17 protein-coding genes are annotated in these 17,290 nt (G+C 43.4%); 7 read left to right on the top strand and 10 right to left on the bottom strand.

The genetic code is table 11. From position 1 onward, the window contains the following. The first annotated feature begins 215 nt into the window (after nt 1-215). Entirely contained in the window at nt 216-1,355 is a 1,140-nt protein-coding gene (locus ID165_RS23235; protein WP_192347805.1) for an acyl-CoA dehydrogenase family protein, read from the top strand. 203 nt (nt 1,356-1,558) lie between these two features. On the opposite strand, the gene ID165_RS23230 is transcribed toward ID165_RS23235, so the two are convergent. The 10 genes from ID165_RS23230 to ID165_RS23185 all read right to left on the bottom strand — a co-directional run bounded on the left by ID165_RS23230 (nt 1,559) and on the right by ID165_RS23185 (nt 11,138). Beyond that, nucleotides 1,559-2,707, bottom strand: a complete 1,149-nt coding sequence (locus ID165_RS23230) for an ATP-binding protein (protein WP_192347804.1) — start codon at nt 2,705-2,707, stop codon at nt 1,559-1,561. A 126-nt stretch (nt 2,708-2,833) separates the two neighbouring features. Then, on the bottom strand, nt 2,834-3,568 hold the full coding sequence (locus ID165_RS23225) for an MIP/aquaporin family protein (protein WP_192347803.1): 735 nt from the start codon (nt 3,566-3,568) through the stop codon (nt 2,834-2,836). Continuing rightward, complete coding sequence (gene glpK / locus ID165_RS23220; protein ID WP_192347802.1) at nt 3,565-5,067, bottom strand: glycerol kinase GlpK; 1,503 nt, start codon at nt 5,065-5,067, stop codon at nt 3,565-3,567. Before glpK ends, ID165_RS23225 begins: the two co-directional genes overlap by 4 nt. A gap of 6 nt (nt 5,068-5,073) precedes the next feature. After that, a complete protein-coding gene (locus tag ID165_RS23215; protein ID WP_192347801.1) occupies nt 5,074-6,639 on the bottom strand; it encodes a glycerol-3-phosphate dehydrogenase/oxidase in 1,566 nt (521 codons plus the stop codon). 86 nt (nt 6,640-6,725) lie between these two features. Beyond that, nucleotides 6,726-7,226: a histidine phosphatase family protein gene (locus tag ID165_RS23210; RefSeq protein ID WP_192347800.1), complete on the bottom strand. Its 501-nt coding sequence runs from the start codon at nt 7,224-7,226 to the stop codon at nt 6,726-6,728. Nucleotides 7,227-7,277: 51 nt separating this feature from the next. Beyond that, complete coding sequence (locus ID165_RS23205; RefSeq protein ID WP_192347799.1) at nt 7,278-8,012, bottom strand: RluA family pseudouridine synthase; 735 nt, start codon at nt 8,010-8,012, stop codon at nt 7,278-7,280. 218 nt (nt 8,013-8,230) lie between these two features. Beyond that, entirely contained in the window at nt 8,231-9,442 is a 1,212-nt protein-coding gene (locus tag ID165_RS23200) for an ATP-binding protein (protein WP_192347798.1), read from the bottom strand. A 125-nt stretch (nt 9,443-9,567) separates the two neighbouring features. After that, a complete protein-coding gene (locus ID165_RS23195; RefSeq protein ID WP_192347797.1) occupies nt 9,568-10,155 on the bottom strand; it encodes an aminodeoxychorismate/anthranilate synthase component II in 588 nt (195 codons plus the stop codon). Next, nucleotides 10,136-10,684, bottom strand: a complete 549-nt coding sequence (locus tag ID165_RS23190) for a CvpA family protein (RefSeq protein ID WP_192347796.1) — start codon at nt 10,682-10,684, stop codon at nt 10,136-10,138. The genes ID165_RS23195 and ID165_RS23190 overlap by 20 nt, the downstream gene beginning before the upstream one ends. A 1-nt stretch (nt 10,685) precedes the next feature. Further along, the gene (locus ID165_RS23185) at nt 10,686-11,138 is read right to left on the bottom strand and encodes a GatB/YqeY domain-containing protein (protein ID WP_192347795.1); all 453 of its coding nucleotides are present in this window, start codon (nt 11,136-11,138) and stop codon (nt 10,686-10,688) included. Between the two features lie 62 nt (nt 11,139-11,200). On the opposite strand from ID165_RS23185, the gene ID165_RS23180 reads away from it, so the two are divergent. The 6 genes from ID165_RS23180 (at nt 11,201) to ID165_RS23155 (ending at nt 16,663) form a co-directional block, all read left to right on the top strand. Beyond that, nucleotides 11,201-11,917 (top strand): pyridoxine 5'-phosphate synthase, encoded by a 717-nt coding sequence (locus ID165_RS23180; protein WP_192351730.1) that lies wholly within the window; start codon nt 11,201-11,203, stop codon nt 11,915-11,917. Nucleotides 11,918-12,061: 144 nt separating this feature from the next. Further along, nucleotides 12,062-12,820 (top strand): alpha/beta fold hydrolase, encoded by a 759-nt coding sequence (locus ID165_RS23175; RefSeq protein WP_192347794.1) that lies wholly within the window; start codon nt 12,062-12,064, stop codon nt 12,818-12,820. A gap of 92 nt (nt 12,821-12,912) precedes the next feature. Beyond that, nucleotides 12,913-13,629 (top strand): SAM-dependent methyltransferase, encoded by a 717-nt coding sequence (locus ID165_RS23170; RefSeq protein WP_192347793.1) that lies wholly within the window; start codon nt 12,913-12,915, stop codon nt 13,627-13,629. 3 nt (nt 13,630-13,632) lie between these two features. Beyond that, the gene (locus ID165_RS23165; protein ID WP_192347792.1) at nt 13,633-14,703 is read left to right on the top strand and encodes a dipeptidase; all 1,071 of its coding nucleotides are present in this window, start codon (nt 13,633-13,635) and stop codon (nt 14,701-14,703) included. Between the two features lie 238 nt (nt 14,704-14,941). Then, the gene (locus tag ID165_RS23160) at nt 14,942-15,739 is read left to right on the top strand and encodes an SDR family oxidoreductase (protein ID WP_192347791.1); all 798 of its coding nucleotides are present in this window, start codon (nt 14,942-14,944) and stop codon (nt 15,737-15,739) included. A 39-nt stretch (nt 15,740-15,778) separates the two neighbouring features. Continuing rightward, complete coding sequence (locus ID165_RS23155) at nt 15,779-16,663, top strand: SMP-30/gluconolactonase/LRE family protein (protein WP_192347790.1); 885 nt, start codon at nt 15,779-15,781, stop codon at nt 16,661-16,663. The last annotated feature ends 627 nt before the right edge of the window (nt 16,664-17,290 follow it).

Here is a 17,290-nt window from a genome sequence, read left to right as displayed (position 1 = left end):
TAACTCAAAATGCCCGGGACAGGGAAATACAAATTAAAATTGGATAAATAGGCAACGGTAAAATTTAAGCCGCTCGGAGATTCTTAAGCGGAGAAGAATAGTTTGCTCAAGCTCAATGGGTACCATTCAGTAACGGCGTGGAGATTTGCTGATGCCAAACTAATTCTGAATCTTGGAGTTAGATTTATAAAGAGATAAACCCAAATTCAGACACAATGGACTTTAATCAAAATGAAAATCAACGGATGATCGCCCAGATGATCCGTGATTTCGGAGCCAAGGAGATCACGCCATTCCGCAAGGACTGGGATGATCGGCAATTTTTCCCCGTGGAATTATTCAAGAAACTTGGCGAGCTGGGATTGATGGGCGTTTTGATCCCCACCCAATACGGAGGCTCTGGCTTCGGATACTTAGAATACGTGACTGCTATCGTGGAGCTTTCCAAGCTTGACCCTTCAGTCGGACTTTCTATGGCAGCCCACAACTCCCTTTGCTCAGGCCATATAATGGCTTTTGGCTCTGAGGAGCAAAAGCAAAAATACCTTCCCAAACTGGCTACCTGCGAATGGCTGGGTGCCTGGGGACTAACCGAGCCAAACACAGGTTCAGATTCCGGAAACATGCGTACCGTCGCAAAAAAAGAAGGTGAGTATTGGATCATCAACGGGGCAAAGAATTTCATCACCCACGGTGTATCGGGGGATGTTGCTGTTGTCATTGCAAGAACCGGAGAAATTGGCGATTCACATGGAATGACTGCATTTATAGTGGAGCGCGGCACGCCCGGTTTTGAAGGAGGAAGAAAAGAAGACAAACTAGGAATGCGCGCTTCCGAAACCGCAGAGATGATTTTTACCGACTGCAAAATTCACGAAAGTCAGGTAATAGGCGAGGTTGGCAATGGTTTTATCCAATCTATGAAGGTGCTGGATGGCGGCAGAATTTCTATCGCGGCACTTGGCCAGGGAATAGCTGAGGGAGCTTTGGAAGCATCCATTCAATATTCCAAAGAACGGCATCAGTTCAACAAACCTATCAGTTCATTTCAGGGGATTTCATTCAAATTGGCAGATATGGCCACCCAGGTGGAAGCTTCAAGATTACTCATATTCAAGGCGGCAGATCTCAAAAACCGGGGAGAAAAAGTAACCTTGGCCGGCGCTCAGGCTAAATATTTTTCATCTGAAGTCGCTGTGTCCGTCTCCAATGAGGCTGTGCAGATTTTTGGCGGCTATGGTTTTACCAAGGATTATCCGGTGGAAAAATTCTATCGGGACTCCAAACTATGTACCATAGGCGAAGGAACATCAGAGATACAAAAGATGGTAATTGCGAGAGAGATTTTGAAATAAATTCCAAAAGATTAGCCGTAACGATCTCAGTTAGTCTATTTCCTTTGGTTTACTGGCTGGAAGACCGAAGACGGGACCGAAGTAGCCTCTATGCTATTTTTGACCAAATCATATAATGCTTTGGTCGGTTTACAGGTAAAATAGCAGACATAGATAAATTTCACATACTAAAAAATGACAAAAGCCTGAGATCTGTAGAGATTTCAGGCTTTTTTATAAGGATATACAGTAAGCCATTCCCAAAAATTATCACGATGTATCACCCTTGGTTTTTCAGAAGTATAAGTCTCTTGAAATGTTTTGGGGATTTTAAGCTTTGCGTTTGGGTTCCACTTAAATTCAAATGGGTAAAGTTTCCCGTCAATTTCCTCGAGGTAATTGATTTCTTGACCCCGAACTGTGCGCCAAAAATACGTTTGTCCATAGAAGCCATGATAGGCTAGCATCTTTCGCCGCTCCGAGATTAGATAATTTTCCCACAATGCTCCAATATCATTTCTCGCTGGAATTGGAGCATAATTACCGATGATTGCATTTCTAATACCATTATCAAGGAAATATATCTTCCTACTGGAACTGATTTCGGATCGAAGATTCCTTGAAAATGGATTAAGCTTTTCAATTATAAATGCTTTTTCCAATAGATCAATATAATTTGACACAGTCACTTTATCCGCTTGGACAGTCCTACTTAATTCATTATAGCTTACTTCAGAGCCTACTTGCCAAGCCAATGCTTGTAATATTTTATTTAAAAGTTCAGGTTTTCTGATCCCTTGGAAATTCAGTAAATCCTTATACAAATAACTTGTTGCTAGGTTGGTCAACACTGGAATTTCATTGCCTTTTTGGGTCACAACCTCTGGATAAGTTCCATAAACCAAATAAGTCTCCAAACTGCTTAACGCTTCAGGCATCCCTAAAGAACGACTAATTTCCATCCAGCTTAATGGGTACATTTTATACTCCCATTTTCTTCCCGTAAGCGGCTCATTAATTGTGCTGGAAAGTTCCAAGGCAGATGATCCTGTTACAATCAATTGTAAATCCGTAAAGTTATCAACGATCAACTTTAAGGTAAGACCTATGGTGGGAATACGTTGTGCTTCATCCAGCACTACGACTTTGCTTTGTCCTAAATAAGACCTGAGAAAAGAAATACTAGGTTCAGTTAGGGAATTTTGAACTCTGCCTTCATCCCCATTGAGATAGAGGAAGTTTGACGAGATATTTTCAGCCAATTTTTTTACAAGAGTAGTTTTCCCTACTTGTCTTGGCCCAAGTAGCAAAATAGACTTATTGAAGTCTATTTTTGCTTGAAGCGTGTTAAATAAAGTACGAGATACATGCATATTCAGTGATCGTAATCACCAAATATACGTATTTTTAGTGATTACGATCACCAAACTTACCAAAATAAGGATCTCATATTGAAGTCAGCTTCTTGAAGAGATTTTTCAGGATTCTGACAAAGTTCCTTAAGACCCCGCCACCAAATACAGTCCCGCCGCCAAAGCTGCTCCTACACAGGGACCCATTATGGGAACCCAACCATATCCCCAATCTGAACTTCCCTTGCCTTTTATAGGCAAAATCCAGTGCATCAGTCTTGGGCCAAAATCACGGGCAGGATTGATCGCATAGCCTGTGGTCCCACCCAGCGACAATCCTATCACCCAAACCAGAAATGCCACCGGAATTGCCCCCAAAGACCCCATGCCAATAGGTGTTTTGCTGCCGTCACCTATTTCTACTCCATCGTTGTACAGAATGACTAAAATCAAAACAAACGTACCTACCACTTCTGAAAAGAAGTTCAAGGGAAGATTTCTAATTGCAGGTGAAGTTGCAAATGGAGCAGCTTTCAGCCCCGCATCATCGGAAGCTTCGTAGTGATCCTTATAAAATAGCCAAGCAATCCCTACGCCGATCATTGCTCCCAACACCTGAGCCATGATATACCCCGGAGCCAATGCCCATTCAAATTGGCCAGTCAAAGCTAAACCTATGGTAACTGCAGGATTCAGATGCGCCCCACTATACGGTCCAGCCACGACTACTCCAACGAAAACCGCCAATGCCCAAGCCGTAGCGATAGGCATGATGCCTCCTCCATTTCCTTTGGTTTTTGGCAACAGCATGTTAGCGACCACCCCTGAGCCCAATAACATTAAAAGTCCTGTTCCAATTAATTCTGCCAGATAAACATTCATAGTTCTACCCAGTTTTTTGAGCGTTCAACCGCTTTATGCCAAAAATGAATCAATTTTTCCCGTTCTCCATTTTCCATTCTAGGAGTAAAGCTTTTATCTGCATTCCACAACGAATTAATCTCTTTCTGATCCTTCCAAAACCCAACTGCCAAACCGGCCAGAAATGCCGCACCGATTGCCGTGGTTTCTATGATTTCAGGACGTTTGATTTCACAATCCAGCAAATCCGCCTGAAACTGCATCAAAAAGCTGTTGGCGGTAGCTCCACCATCCACCCGAAGCTCCTGTGTTGGTTTTCCGCTGTCTTTTTCCATGGCTTTGAGTACATCATAAACCTGATAAGCAATGGCTTCCAACGCTGCCCTTGCCATGTGGGCTTTGGTGGTGCCTCTTGTGATACCGAAAAAAGCTCCTCTTGCATCCTGATCCCAATGGGGAGCTCCCAATCCGGAGAGTGCAGGGACAAAATATACCCCGTCATTACTTTCTATACTATCAGCCAATCGCTCACTTTCACGCGCATGCCTGAAAAGCTCAAGACTATCCCGTAACCATTGAATTGCCGCTCCTCCAATGAATACCGATCCCTCCAATGCATAATTGATTTCATCACCAATCTTCCAGGCAACTGTGGTTAGCAATTGATTTTTGGATTTCACTGCTTCTTTACCGGTATTCATGACCAAAAAGCAACCCGTACCATAAGTTGTTTTAGCCATCCCAGGCTCAGTACACAGCTGACCGAAAAGTGCCGCCTGCTGATCTCCGGCAATGCCTGCGATTGGAATTTTCACACTGAGTACATCCCCGGCTGTTTCGCAGTAAACCTCACTGCATGACTTCACCTCCGGCAAAAGCGAGTCAGGAATCTCAAATAGATTCAATAATTCTCTGTCCCATTCCTGCGAATGGATATTGAAAAGCATGGTACGACTCGCATTGGTAATGTCAGTGACATGGGTTTTACCCGCAGTAAGCTTCCAGACCAACCAAGAGTCCACTGTCCCAAAAGCAAGTTGCCCTGCCTCAGCCCGTTCCCTGGCTCCTTCTACATTCTCCAGAATCCATCGGATTTTGGTCGCAGAGAAATAAGCATCGATAATCAATCCTGTCTTCGAAGCCACCATTTCGGCATGTCCTTGGCTCTTGAGTTCGTTGCAGTATTCGGCTGTTCTCCGGTCTTGCCAGACAATTGCGTTATAGATGGCTTCCCCTGTTTTCCTATCCCAGACGATGGTCGTCTCCCGCTGGTTGGTGATTCCGATCCCCGCTATCTGGTTTGCCCGGATACTTTTATTCACCAGTGATTCGATCATCACAGAAGACTGTGAAGTCCAAATTTCATTGGGATCATGCTCCACCCAACCTGCCTTTGGGAAATGCTGTTTAAAATCTTTTTGTGCAAGCGATACAATCTTGCCCTTTTTATCAAAAAGAATAGCTCTGGAGCTGGTCGTGCCTTGATCCAAAGCCATTAAATAGGGTTTATTTTGGCTCATTTTGGGTTATTTTTTTATCAAATACTTCGAAGCTGTCTTGTGAAAGTCAGCCAATTCCGACTCTATCCATTGTTCATCTTTCCCCATTTCTTCAGCCATCAACTTGGCCACTTTGAGAGCTGTATCTATGGCAGCCTGAGCATCCAAAAAAAGCATGCGGATCCTCCTCGCCAATACATCTTCCACCTTCACGGCCATCTCTTCCCTTACAGCCCAGATTACCTCTGCTTCTATATTGGGAAAATCAGGATGTAATTTTGCTTCCCAAGCCTTATTCTCATTTAGTAAGTCTTGGATAGGCTGGGCATCAAAACCATAAATGCCCCAATGCCCGGCAGGAACCCGATTAGTGGCACCATGGATTTTCATATCCAAAGACTTACTTTTCTTGAGCTTTTCTCCTGTCACTTGGGTGAAATATTCTACCGTATCTTCTCCCATTTTTCTAAAAGTCGTCCACTTGCCTCCGGTCAATGTGACCAAACCGCTTTCAGATAAAATCACTTTGTGGGAACGTGAGATCTCTTTGGTTTTGGTGCTGCCTTCTTTTGGTCTTGCGAGAGGTCTGAGACCTGCAAACACGGACTTCACATCTGCTCTGGTCGGCTTCTTAGCCAAATAGCCCGCAGCGGTTTCCAGCACAAAATCAATTTCCTTTTGTAGTGCTTCAGGTTCCAGCTTCGGCTTTTCACGCAGAGTATCAGTAGTGCCTATCACAAGCTTTCCATGCCATGGAACTGCAAACAGCACTCTCCCATCTCTGGTTTTTGGGATCATCAGTGCATCTTTACCTCCCAAAAAGTCAAGATCCAAGACTAAATGGATCCCCTGACTTGGCTGGATCATTTTTGATGCTTCAGGGTTGTCCATTTTTAGGATTTTATCCGCAAAAACCCCCGTTGCATTCACCACCATTTTTGCATTCACTTCGTATTTTTTCCGTGTCAGTTTATCCGAGACATGAAGCCCTGTGATCTTCCCATCTGCATTCTTCACTAGGCTATTTACGCTGACATAATTAAGTACACAGGTTCCTGCCTCATCTGCGGACTGGGCGAGATTCAACGCAAGCCGCGCATCGTCAAACTGCCCGTCATGGTAAACTACCCCTCCGTAAAGGCCATCAGGTTTTAGCCCCGGAAGTCGCTTGAGCGTTTCTTCTTTCGAGATAAACTGAGATTTCCCCAGACTCAACCGTCCCGACATCCAGTCGTACACTTTCAGGCCGACACTATACATAAACCGGTCTTTGGCAGTGAAGACCGGAATAATAAACGGTTGGTTATGGGCTAAATGAGGAGCATTTTTCAACAACTTGCCCCGCTCTTTTAGTGCTTCAAAGACTAACCCCACATCACCTTGGGCAAGGTACCTTACTCCTCCATGGACAAGTTTGGTGCTGCGGCTGGATGTGCCTTTGGCAAAATCGGCTTTTTCGAAAAGAACAACCGAAAGTCCCCTGGATATAGCATCCAATGCCACTCCGAGTCCTGAGGATCCTCCGCCGATGACGGCTATATCCCAAATTTTAGCTTTGTCCTGTAGTTGTCTGAGGTTTTCTGGGCGATTCATAGAAATTAAAATTCCGATTTAAGATAAGGAAAAATTCAGGAAAGGAAAGTCTGAATCGTGGATACAATGACATAGACTATCTCAGATCAATAATCCTTATACGTTTTCCTCTCAACAGACGAATTCCCGTCTTTTTCGAGGTTAACTATGTAAATGAAATTGTATTCGAAATCCTTTAGATCAGCATATTTTTCACCATCACCTACAAAATAATTGGCCACTTGACCAATCGTATTGCTATGCCCAACAACTAAAATATTTCCTTCTAAACTCCGCAACTGGTCTACTAGTTGATCATGGTCTTTAGGATCATAAACTTCTATCTTTACGCCAGCTTCTTTTGCGGTCCGCTCCGCAGTTAATCTTGTTCGACGGAAATCTGTACTAAAAACGTGCTTGATCTCCTTGTCAGCTAGGATCTGGGAAAGTTTCACAGCTCGGGCTTTTCCCGCTACAGAAAGCTCAGGATCATCTTCGGACAACTGCTTTTCAGCATGACGGACGATGTAAATGGTTTTTGGATTTTGCTCACTTGAACATGCAGCAAAAAAAAGTGCTATAGCCAGGATAATTAGGGTTTGTTTCATCATTAAAAGTAAAAAACCTCCGAGATTAATGAAATCCCGGAGGTTAAGTATTTATCCGCTAAAGGAGTTATCCAAGTGCTGATCTTTGGTTTTTATGGTTTCGAATTCAAGGAATTGCTCCCAGAATTCTTCTTCCGGTACAGCAGCTCTTAGGTAAAGCTTCTCTTTTTTTATCGGGTGAACAAACACCAGATTGAATGCATGCAAGTTGATGCTTGCATCAGGATTTGGCTTTGCAAAGCCATACTTGATATCTCCACGGATCGGACTGCCCATTGATGCCAACTGTACGCGGATCTGATGTGGACGGCCTGAAACCGGGCGTACTTCGATCAGCCAATGATCATTCATAAAGCCCAACGTCTTGTAATTCAGCTCAGCTTTTTGCGACCCCGGCACTTCACGGTCGTGTGCCGTCACCACATTTTTCTGCTCGTCTTTGACTAGGTAATGCGTCAATTTCCCGGATTCTTCTTTGGGCTTTCGCTTTACCAAGGCCCAATAAACTTTATGTATCTCCCTCTTGCGGAAAAGCTCCATCATGCGCTCCAGTCCTTTGGAAGTTCGGGCAAAAGCTACCAGCCCACTTACCGGTCTATCCAGTCTGTGAATAGGATGTAAAAAAACTGCTCCGGGTTTGTCGTACTTTTTGGCAATATATTCCTTGAGGTAATCGGTCAACGTCTTATCGCCTGTCTTATCTCCCTGCACCAATATGCCGGCAGCTTTATTTACTATCAAAAGGTGGTTGTCCTCATAGACAACTGTGAATGGCTTCTTTTTCATCTGGTATTAACTATTTTTCAATTGTCAGATGGAATCTCGCAGCGTATTTAATCATTACTCTTTGTAACTTTCAGAATAATGCTCGATTTCATAATCAATGACAAAGGTAAGAATTTTGCAGGAGTTGAATACCTGATTTTTTAAGAGCTTTGAAAAGGAGATCCAATAGCTCTATAAGGGAAAATCTCAGGATAGCGTCATCTTGTTTGGGCAAATCCTTAAAATAAATTTCTGCGAAAGAAATCTTCTGACCAAGGGTATAGATATCCAAAATTGAATTCGATAGCCGGGTACGCTTCTTGAAACACTCGATATTTTGACTCTTTGATTAAGTTTTTATCCACTTTTGCTTCAATGGCCAATGGGTTTTCTGCATCGGGTAATACAAAATCCACTTCCTTTCCATCCGCTGTTCGCCAAAAACGAATATGATCAAGGTCATGCTGATCCGCTAGGATCCTGAATAATGTCTGTTCCCACAGTTCACCACGGTCACTTCTAGATGGAATATCCTGGAAGTTATTGATTAGACTGTTTCTTAAACCATTGTCCAAAAAGTAAACTTTAGGCATTTTGACCAGTTCCTTTCTTAGATTCGAATAAAATGGTCGTACCAATGCAACATGAAAACACACTTGCATTACTCTCAAGTAATTATGAATGGTTTCACTCCTCACCCGAAGTGTATTACTTAATTCATTAAAATTAACCAGCTGCCCAGTCTGCCCTGCAAGTATTTTGAATAATTGATGAAAAACAAGTTCGTTACGAACTCCTGCTTCCAAAATATCCCGTTTAATAAATGAGTTACGTATTTCGCTTAGGATTTCTTTTTTCTCCTTGATGTCAGGCTCAGTTACTACTGAAGGATAACCTCCATAGATCATGAACCTTTCCCATTCCACTTTAAGCCGATCAATCATTAGGCTTTTATATCCTGATAATTTTCGAATATTCAGTACTTCATTCCACAGCTCTACCTTATCCTGAATTGTCAAAAAGTCCTCGAAATCGCAAGTTCTTAATTGAAAAATCCTCTTTCTCCCAGCTAAGGAGTCTCTAAATTTATCATCCAGATAAAACGCGCTACTCCCACTTGCTACGATTTTGATGCGGCTAACGTGATCATCAAATAAATGCTTCAAAAAATTAGAAGGATCGCTCAAATATTGAATTTCATCAATAAATACGATTGTGCGTTGATTTTGAGAAGAAATGAATGATAAAACATTCAGAGGGTTAGCATCTAGGAGACTTAAAAGTTCTTTATTTTCCAAGTTGATGAAAACGGTGGGAAGCTTATCTTTTTTACACTCATTTTCTAAGTCCCGCAATAAAGTGGATTTACCGGTTTGTCTCGCCCCTGTAAGAATCGTAAACTCTTTTTTGGGGAGATGTTGATATAGGTCATTGAAAAGCTTTCGACGCATAAGAAAATAGCCATTTGAATCCAAACTAGTAAAATTATCCGATATTTTTACTAGTACACTAGGGAAATTATCCGATATTTTTACTAGTACACTAGGGAAATTATCCAGCTCTAACCAGACAGCTATCAGAGAATCACCTTCGGACTGCCGACTTTTATGCTTTCCACCCACCCCTTCATCAGATCCAATCCGTACTCCGTCAAGTAGGCTTCCGGGTGATACTGAATCCCCAGAATCGGCAAGTCACAGTGCACAATTCCCATGATTTCCCCGGACTCAGTTTCCAAAATCACTTCCAGCTCCTTTGGTAAATTATATAGTTGTAACGAATGGTATCGGGTTACATAAAAGTGTTCAGGCAATAATGACGTTGTGATATGTGAATTCACCTTTCGGATTTGATGGACTTTCCCATGCGTAGGAACAGTATTCTTTTTCAATTTTGCCCCAAAAAATTCACCTATCGCCTGATGGCCAAGGCAAACGCCCAGCACAGGAATCTTGTCATGATAGTAGGATAAGATTTCCGTCAAATTCCCTGCCTGAGACGGTACTCCCGGTCCCGGAGACAAAATCAGCCCATCAAACACCAGCTTCTTGATTTCTTTCAAAGACACATCATTGCGGAGCACAAGTAATTCCTCGCCTGTCTGCCTTAGCAAATCTGCCAGCATGTGGCTGAAGGAATCGAAATTATCTAGTAAGAGTAGCATCTTTGATTTCCTCCACGATCTCTTCCAACTGCTTCAAACTCCCTTCAACACTTGGAAAAAACGGTTCTATCGCTGCCACTATTGCAGGAGCAATTGGCTCAATAAAGTACAGCATCTCAGAATCCTTGATCCACTTTTCAGGCATATCCAGCTTGAAGAGGCTTGCTAACCAAAAGAACAAACTGATGAAAAAAGCGGCTTTCACCACACCAAAAATAGCCCCGATCGTGGCATCCAATGGGCCGAGAAGCACCATATCCATTATCTGCTTCAGTAACCATCCCACAATCCTAATGATAATCAGGGTAAGAATAAAAATCACTATAAAACCGAAAATGGGAAATCCTAGATTGAATTCTGTGACATTTTCGGCCAACCAGTCATTCATAGGGGACATAAAATATATCCCTAAGATAATGGCAATCACAAACCCAAAAAGACCCAGAACCCCAAGAAGGAAACCTGTACGGAATCCTTCGAAGGCTCCCATGGCCAGAATGGCAACTATAATAATATCTATTATGCTCAACTTAGCTGTTCAGTATAGCTTTCACTTTCTCTGAGATCACTTTGCCATCGGCTTTTCCTGCCAGCTTCTTGCTGGCAACCCCCATTACTTTACCCATGTCTTTGGGGCTGGAAGCACCTGTCTGTGCAATTATTTCCTTGATTGCGGCGGTGATTTCCTCATCAGTCATGGCTTTTGGAAGGAATTCCTGAAGAACCTTCAACTCCGCCATTTCCACATCATATAAATCAGTTCGGGACTGCTGCTCGTAGATATCAGCTGAATCTTTTCGCTGCTTCGCGGCTTTGGTCAGCAACTTCAACTCATCTTCTTCGGTGATTTCAGCTTTGGCTCCACTTTTGGTTTCTTCCAAAAGAATCAGCGACTTGATAGATCTCAAAGCTCCCAAACGGGTTTTGTCTTTGGCCATCATTGCTGATTTAATTTCACTTTCTATTTTCTGCTTTAAACTCATTAGTCCTAAGTTTGCGTTACACTTCTAATAATTCAGACAAAAATACCTTTTTCGACTCGGATATGACCAAGCTAAGCGTAAATATTAACAAGATCGCCACTCTGCGCAATGCCCGTGGAGCTGACAATCCAAATGTAGTAAAAGTTGCCCTGGACGCAGAGCGCTTTGGAGCACAAGGAATTACCGTCCACCCAAGACCTGACGAACGCCACATTCGCTATCAGGATGTGATCGATCTGTCTAAAGTAGTCACGACAGAATTCAACATCGAGGGCTATCCGGACCATCGCTTCATGGAACTTGTACGCTTGGTCAAACCAGCACAGGCAACTCTCGTTCCTGATCCGCCTACAGCGATTACTTCAAATAACGGTTGGGACACTATTTCAAACCAAAGCATGCTGAAAGATATCGTAGCAGAACTTCACGAATCAGGCGTACGTGTATCTATTTTCATCAATCCGGAGATCAAATACTTTGAGCCGGCTAAGCTTACAGGAACTGACCGTGTGGAGCTTTACACCGAGCCCTATGCCTCCCGGTATCCTCTCAACCGTGATTCGGCGGTGAAGCCTTATGTGGAAGTGGCAGAAGTGGCGCGGGAATTGGGACTTGGCCTGAATGCCGGACACGACCTGGACTTGCAGAATCTAGCCTTCCTGAAGCAAAGCATTCCTTATTTGGATGAGGTTTCCATCGGTCATGCATTGGTATGTGATGCTTTGTACTATGGCTTGGAAAACACCATTCAGATGTATAGGAGGAAGCTTGAGCAATAAAATTGGAAGATTTGAAAATGTCGGATGTCAGATGCCCGATGTAGCTTATCATATCCATTTGTGTAAAAATAGATTGAATAGACTAATAGAGGTTGGAATACAAATGAACCTCGTAAATCGTATTTCGCAAATCGTAACTCTAAAATGAAATTAAACTTCAAAAAAATAGGCACAGGTAAGCCATTAATTATCCTTCACGGTCTTTTTGGTTCGGCAGACAATTGGTTCAGCATCTCCAAAGAGCTCAAGGACAACTTTACCCTTTACCTTGTAGATCAGCGAAACCACGGTGATTCGCCCCAATCAGATGAGTGGAACTATGAGGTGATGGTGGAGGACTTGAAAGAACTCATGGACAGTGAAAGCTTGACTAAAGCATTTCTGATGGGACACTCTATGGGCGGCAAAACAGCGATGAATTTTGCGCTGAAGTATCCTGAGAAAGTGGAAAAACTGATCGTAGCCGATATTGCACCCCGCTATTATGCCGTGCATCACCAAAGCATTCTGGATGGATTAAATTCCCTGGATCTGGCTGAGATACAATCCCGAAAAGAAGCCGATGATGAGTTGGCCAAATACGTTCCGGAAATCGGAGTCCGTCAATTTTTGCTAAAAAGTCTGGGAAGGGATTCGGATGGATTTATGTGGAAAATCAACCTTCCTGTCGTCACAGAGAAAATCAATGAAGTAGGAAAAGCCCTTCCGGAAAGCCAAAAATTTGAAGGACCTACACTTTTCTTGGCAGGTTCCAATTCCAGCTACATCCAGCAATCGGATCTTGATGATATTGATGCATATTTCCCCAATAATGAAGTGGAATTCATCGCAGACGCAGGCCATTGGCTCCATGCCGAGCAACCGGATGCGGTAGTAGAAGAAATCAGAAGGTTTTTGAAATAGGCACGATCCCGGCTGTTTCATATTAATTGAACATAGTTTCTGTACTTAATAAAGTCTAATTTCCCGTTCTTTTTCAAACATCACCTTATAAAATGTCCAAACCTAAAGGAAAACTCTTCCTTATTCCCAATGTATTGGCCGACAATACCCAAGATGCTGTCATCACCCCACAGGTAAAAGAGGTAATCACAAACACCAAAGTCTATCTGGTGGAAAATATGCGGACTGCCCGTCGTTACATCAGCAGTCTGAAACTAGGCGTGAACCTAGATCATATCCATATGGAGATTTTGGATAAGGGCACTTCACCGGAGTTTATCAATAGACTGATGCAGCCCCTAATTAACGGAGCAGATATAGGAATCATCTCCGAGGCAGGCTGCCCGGGCATCGCAGATCCCGGAGCACTTGCAGTAGAACATGCACATAAAAAAGGCATTCAGGTAGTGCCGCTTTCCGGTCCGAGTTCCATGTTTATGGCATTGATGGGTTCAGGGTTTTCGGGTCAGTCATTTGCCTTTCATGGCTATCTGCCTATCGACAAAAAAGACAAATCTACCGCTATCAAAAAGCTGGAAGCCGAATCGCTGCGTGAGAAAAGAGCGCAAATCTTTATGGAAACTCCATTTCGCAACAACCAATTACTGGAGGATTTGCTGAAGACTTTGGCTCCCCAGACCAAATTGTGCATCGCTAAAAACATCACGGGTTCTGATGAAATGATCCTGACCAAAACCGCTCAAGAATGGAAAGAACTCCCGCTTGATCTTCATAAAATCCCAACTGTTTTCATCCTTCAAAGCTTCTAATCCATGTTTACAATCGATGCCCACCTAGATCTGAGTATGAATGCACTGGAATGGAATCGTGACCTCACGCTTCCCGTTTCAGAAATCAATGCCCGGGAAAAGGGACTGAACGACAAACCGGATCGCAGTAATGCAGTAGTTTCTCTGCCGGCACTAAGAGAGGGAACTATAGGACTGGTCGTCGCCACACAAATTGCCCGCTATGTAGCTCCCGGAAATTCACTTCCGGGCTGGCATTCACCGGAGCAGGCTTGGGCCCAGACCCAAGGTCAGCTCGCTTGGTACCAGGCCATGGTAGAAAAAGGCGAAATGGCACAGATTAGAAATCTTGACGAGTTGGATGCACACCTTGCGCTGTGGGAAAATGGAGAGGACAATGCCGGAAAACCTGTGGGTTTTATACTTTCATTAGAAGGAGCCGACTCTATTGTAAGCGTGGATTACTTGGAGAAAGCCTATGAATCCGGGCTTCGCGCTCTTGGCCCGGCCCACTATGGTCCGGGTCGCTACGCACATGGCACAGATGCTTCAGCACCATTGAGCAAAGAAGGAAAAGCACTTATCCGTAAGATGGATGAGTTGGGGATTATCCTAGATGCAACCCATTTGTGTGATTTGGCCTTTTGGGAAGCATTGGAAATCTACAATGGCCCCGTCTGGGCAAGCCATAATAACTGCCGGGCACTGGTGGATCACAACCGGCAGTTTTCGGACGAAATGATCAAAGCATTGATAGATCGCGGAGCGGTGATCGGAGCTGCCATGGATGCATGGATGCTTAGTCCGGGATGGGAAAGAGGAAAATCCACTCCGCAAGAAAGAGGCGTGACATTGGAAACTGTTTTGGATCACATGGATCATATTTGTCAGATTGCGGGCAATGCCAATCACATAGGAATCGGTTCGGATTTGGACGGTGCTTTTGGCACGGAGCAATGCCCCGCAGATCTCAAGACCATTACTGATCTGAATACTATCCCTGATTTATTGCGCAAAAGAGGTTTTTCGGAAGTGGATATTGAAAAAGTAATGCAAAAGAACTGGCTGAAATTTCTAAGAAAAGCATGGGGATAAGGACTACGTGCGGCTCATAAAAATCCTTTCAATCAAGAAAATTATCTGATCTATCGGTTAATAGATAAGTAAGTCACCATAAGCTTTTCACAATTCAGGAAATAGCATTTTTCAATTTTCCTTATATTCTGTCCCCTGTAGGACAGGTTCGTTTGAAAATTGCTATCAGTCCATCTTGGCTTTATCCGGATAAAAAGAGCTAGCAAGGAGAAATTGATTTTTAATAAAAACCTATACTATGCGACTAAAAAACAAGGTCATAATTGTCACAGGAAGCACGATGGGCATAGGCAAAGCAATTGCCGAAAAGGCTGTTTCCGAAGGAGCAAAAGTAATCATTCATGGACTGGAGGAAGACTTGGGAACCCAAGTTGTTTCGGAGTTGGGTGATTCTAATGCTAAACTGCATATAGAAGACATCTCCAATGCGGGTGCTCCGCAAAGACTGGTGGAGTTGGCAATTCGTTCTTGGGGCAGACTGGACAGTGTAGTAAATAACGCTGCGATCGTAGCAGCATCTACGATTCTGGATACAGATAAGGAATTTTTGAATCGGATTTTAGAAGTAAATACCGTTGCCCCGTGCTTACTTATCCAGGCGGCACTCCCTCATTTGATCGAAAATCATGGAGCAGTATTGAATATAGGATCAATCAATGCCTGGGGCGGAGAACATAATCTTTTGGCATACAGTATTTCCAAAGGAGCTTTGATGACCATGACCAGAAACCTTGGAGATTCACTTTTCCGCGAAAAAGGGGTGCGGGTCAATCAGATCAATCCCGGCTGGGTTTTGACGGAAAATGAAGTGGCTAGAAAGAGGACTCATGGACTTTCTGATGATTGGTTTGAGAAGCTGCCCCTGGTTTATGCACCGGCTGGCAGGCTTATTTATCCCGAAGAAATCGCCGTGGCTGCGATGTACTGGCTTTCTGACGAATGTGGACCTATCAGCGGTCAGGTGGTGGATCTGGAACAATACCCCATGATAGGCAGGAATGTCCCGAAAGATGCCAACACAATCCCTCACAGGTAAATACAGAACAGTAGACAAAACCTCTCAAATTTGCTCCCATTGAAAAATAAATTAGTTGCCGAACAGCTTTCTGCATCCCATTGCCATCTCGGAGAAAGCCCCTTTTGGAGCCGAAAGCGCCAAAGTTTTTTCTGGGTAGATATTGAGAATGGCAAATTATATGAACATCACCTACCGACAGAAAACACAACTATAAAATCATTTTCCCATAGACTAACATTAGTCTTGGAAGGAAAAGACGATGAGTTGATTCTTGCGCTCGATCGTAAAATCGCATCTTACGATTTGGATACGGATCAGCTGAAATGGTTGGCAGAAGTAGAAACGGATCTTCCACTCAACCGCTTCAATGACGGAAAGTGTGATGCAAAAGGGCGGCTTTGGATAGGAACGCTCAGCACAAAATTCACTGAAGGCTCAGGCTCACTTTACAAAGTCAGCAAGGATCTAAATCCGGATAAGCAGCTGGATCAATTGACCATTTCCAATGGAATGGCCTGGACTGAGGATAATCAGACTTTTTATTTTATTGACACACCTACCCGACAAATCAAGGCATATCATTTTGATTTGAATGCAGGAACTCTTGAGTTTGAAAGGATTGCTATCGATATTCCTGAAGGAATGGGAATGCCGGACGGAATGTGCATAGACCAAGAAGGAATGCTCTGGGTGGCACATTATGGAGGTTCGGGTGTATATCGCTGGAACCCAATGACGGGAGAATTAATCGAGAAAATTGACTTACCTGTTCCCCACGTGACCTCCTGTGCTTTTGGAGGAGAGAACCTGGACATGCTTTTGATCACCACCGCACAGGAAAATATGAGTTCAGGTCAATTAAAAGAATTCCCTATGAGTGGGGATGTTTTTTTGGTAAAGACGGGAACGAAGGGGGTTGAAGCGAATCGGTTTTTGTATTGAAGAATTGAGCCTATGTATAGGGAGACTGCAATTGCTTGAACACAGCTCCTCTTCTGTGATGCAAAACTATGTGGTGATTGTGCTCTACAGGGTTAAACTCCTGATCATTTAATTTTATTGTCAATTTCACTATTGACCCATATCGATAAAGTTGAGATGTTTTTTTCTCTGATACTTTTGAGTCCCATCTTTGCCGGCAGGGTGATGGAATTTGATGGGTAGCTTTTTCGCAAAACCTATTCAAAACCGTCAAATCTGAAAGTGATGATTATGCCATGACTATTTCGCAACATTGAATTGTTGAACCCCGATTTTGCATTAGGTTTCGTTAAGAGACCATTAATTGCAATAACTTGTACGCCGTGGCGTAGAAATGCTAATGCATAATGCGGGTTGAATCGTGCATTGTGTACCGACCCTATCATTTTAGACTAAAAGCTTCTTCTCAGCAGCAACTTTCATTGGAAAGAACTAAAAGTAGAGCAGAACTTGAAGCTCAGCTCGAAGTGGAAAAAAATACCCACCTACAAACGGAGTGCGGGCTTATGAAAAAAAGACTGGAGTGCGAGCTTTTGGCAGGCTCATTACACTCAGAGAAAAAACCGGCTCGTTTATGGCCTTAGGGCA

Origin of the sequence: Algoriphagus sp. Y33, from assembly GCF_014838715.1 — a bacterium.
GTDB lineage: Bacteria > Bacteroidota > Bacteroidia > Cytophagales > Cyclobacteriaceae > Algoriphagus.
The sequence above is the reverse complement of the archived record's forward strand: the minus strand, read 5'-3'. Positions and strand labels throughout refer to the sequence as shown.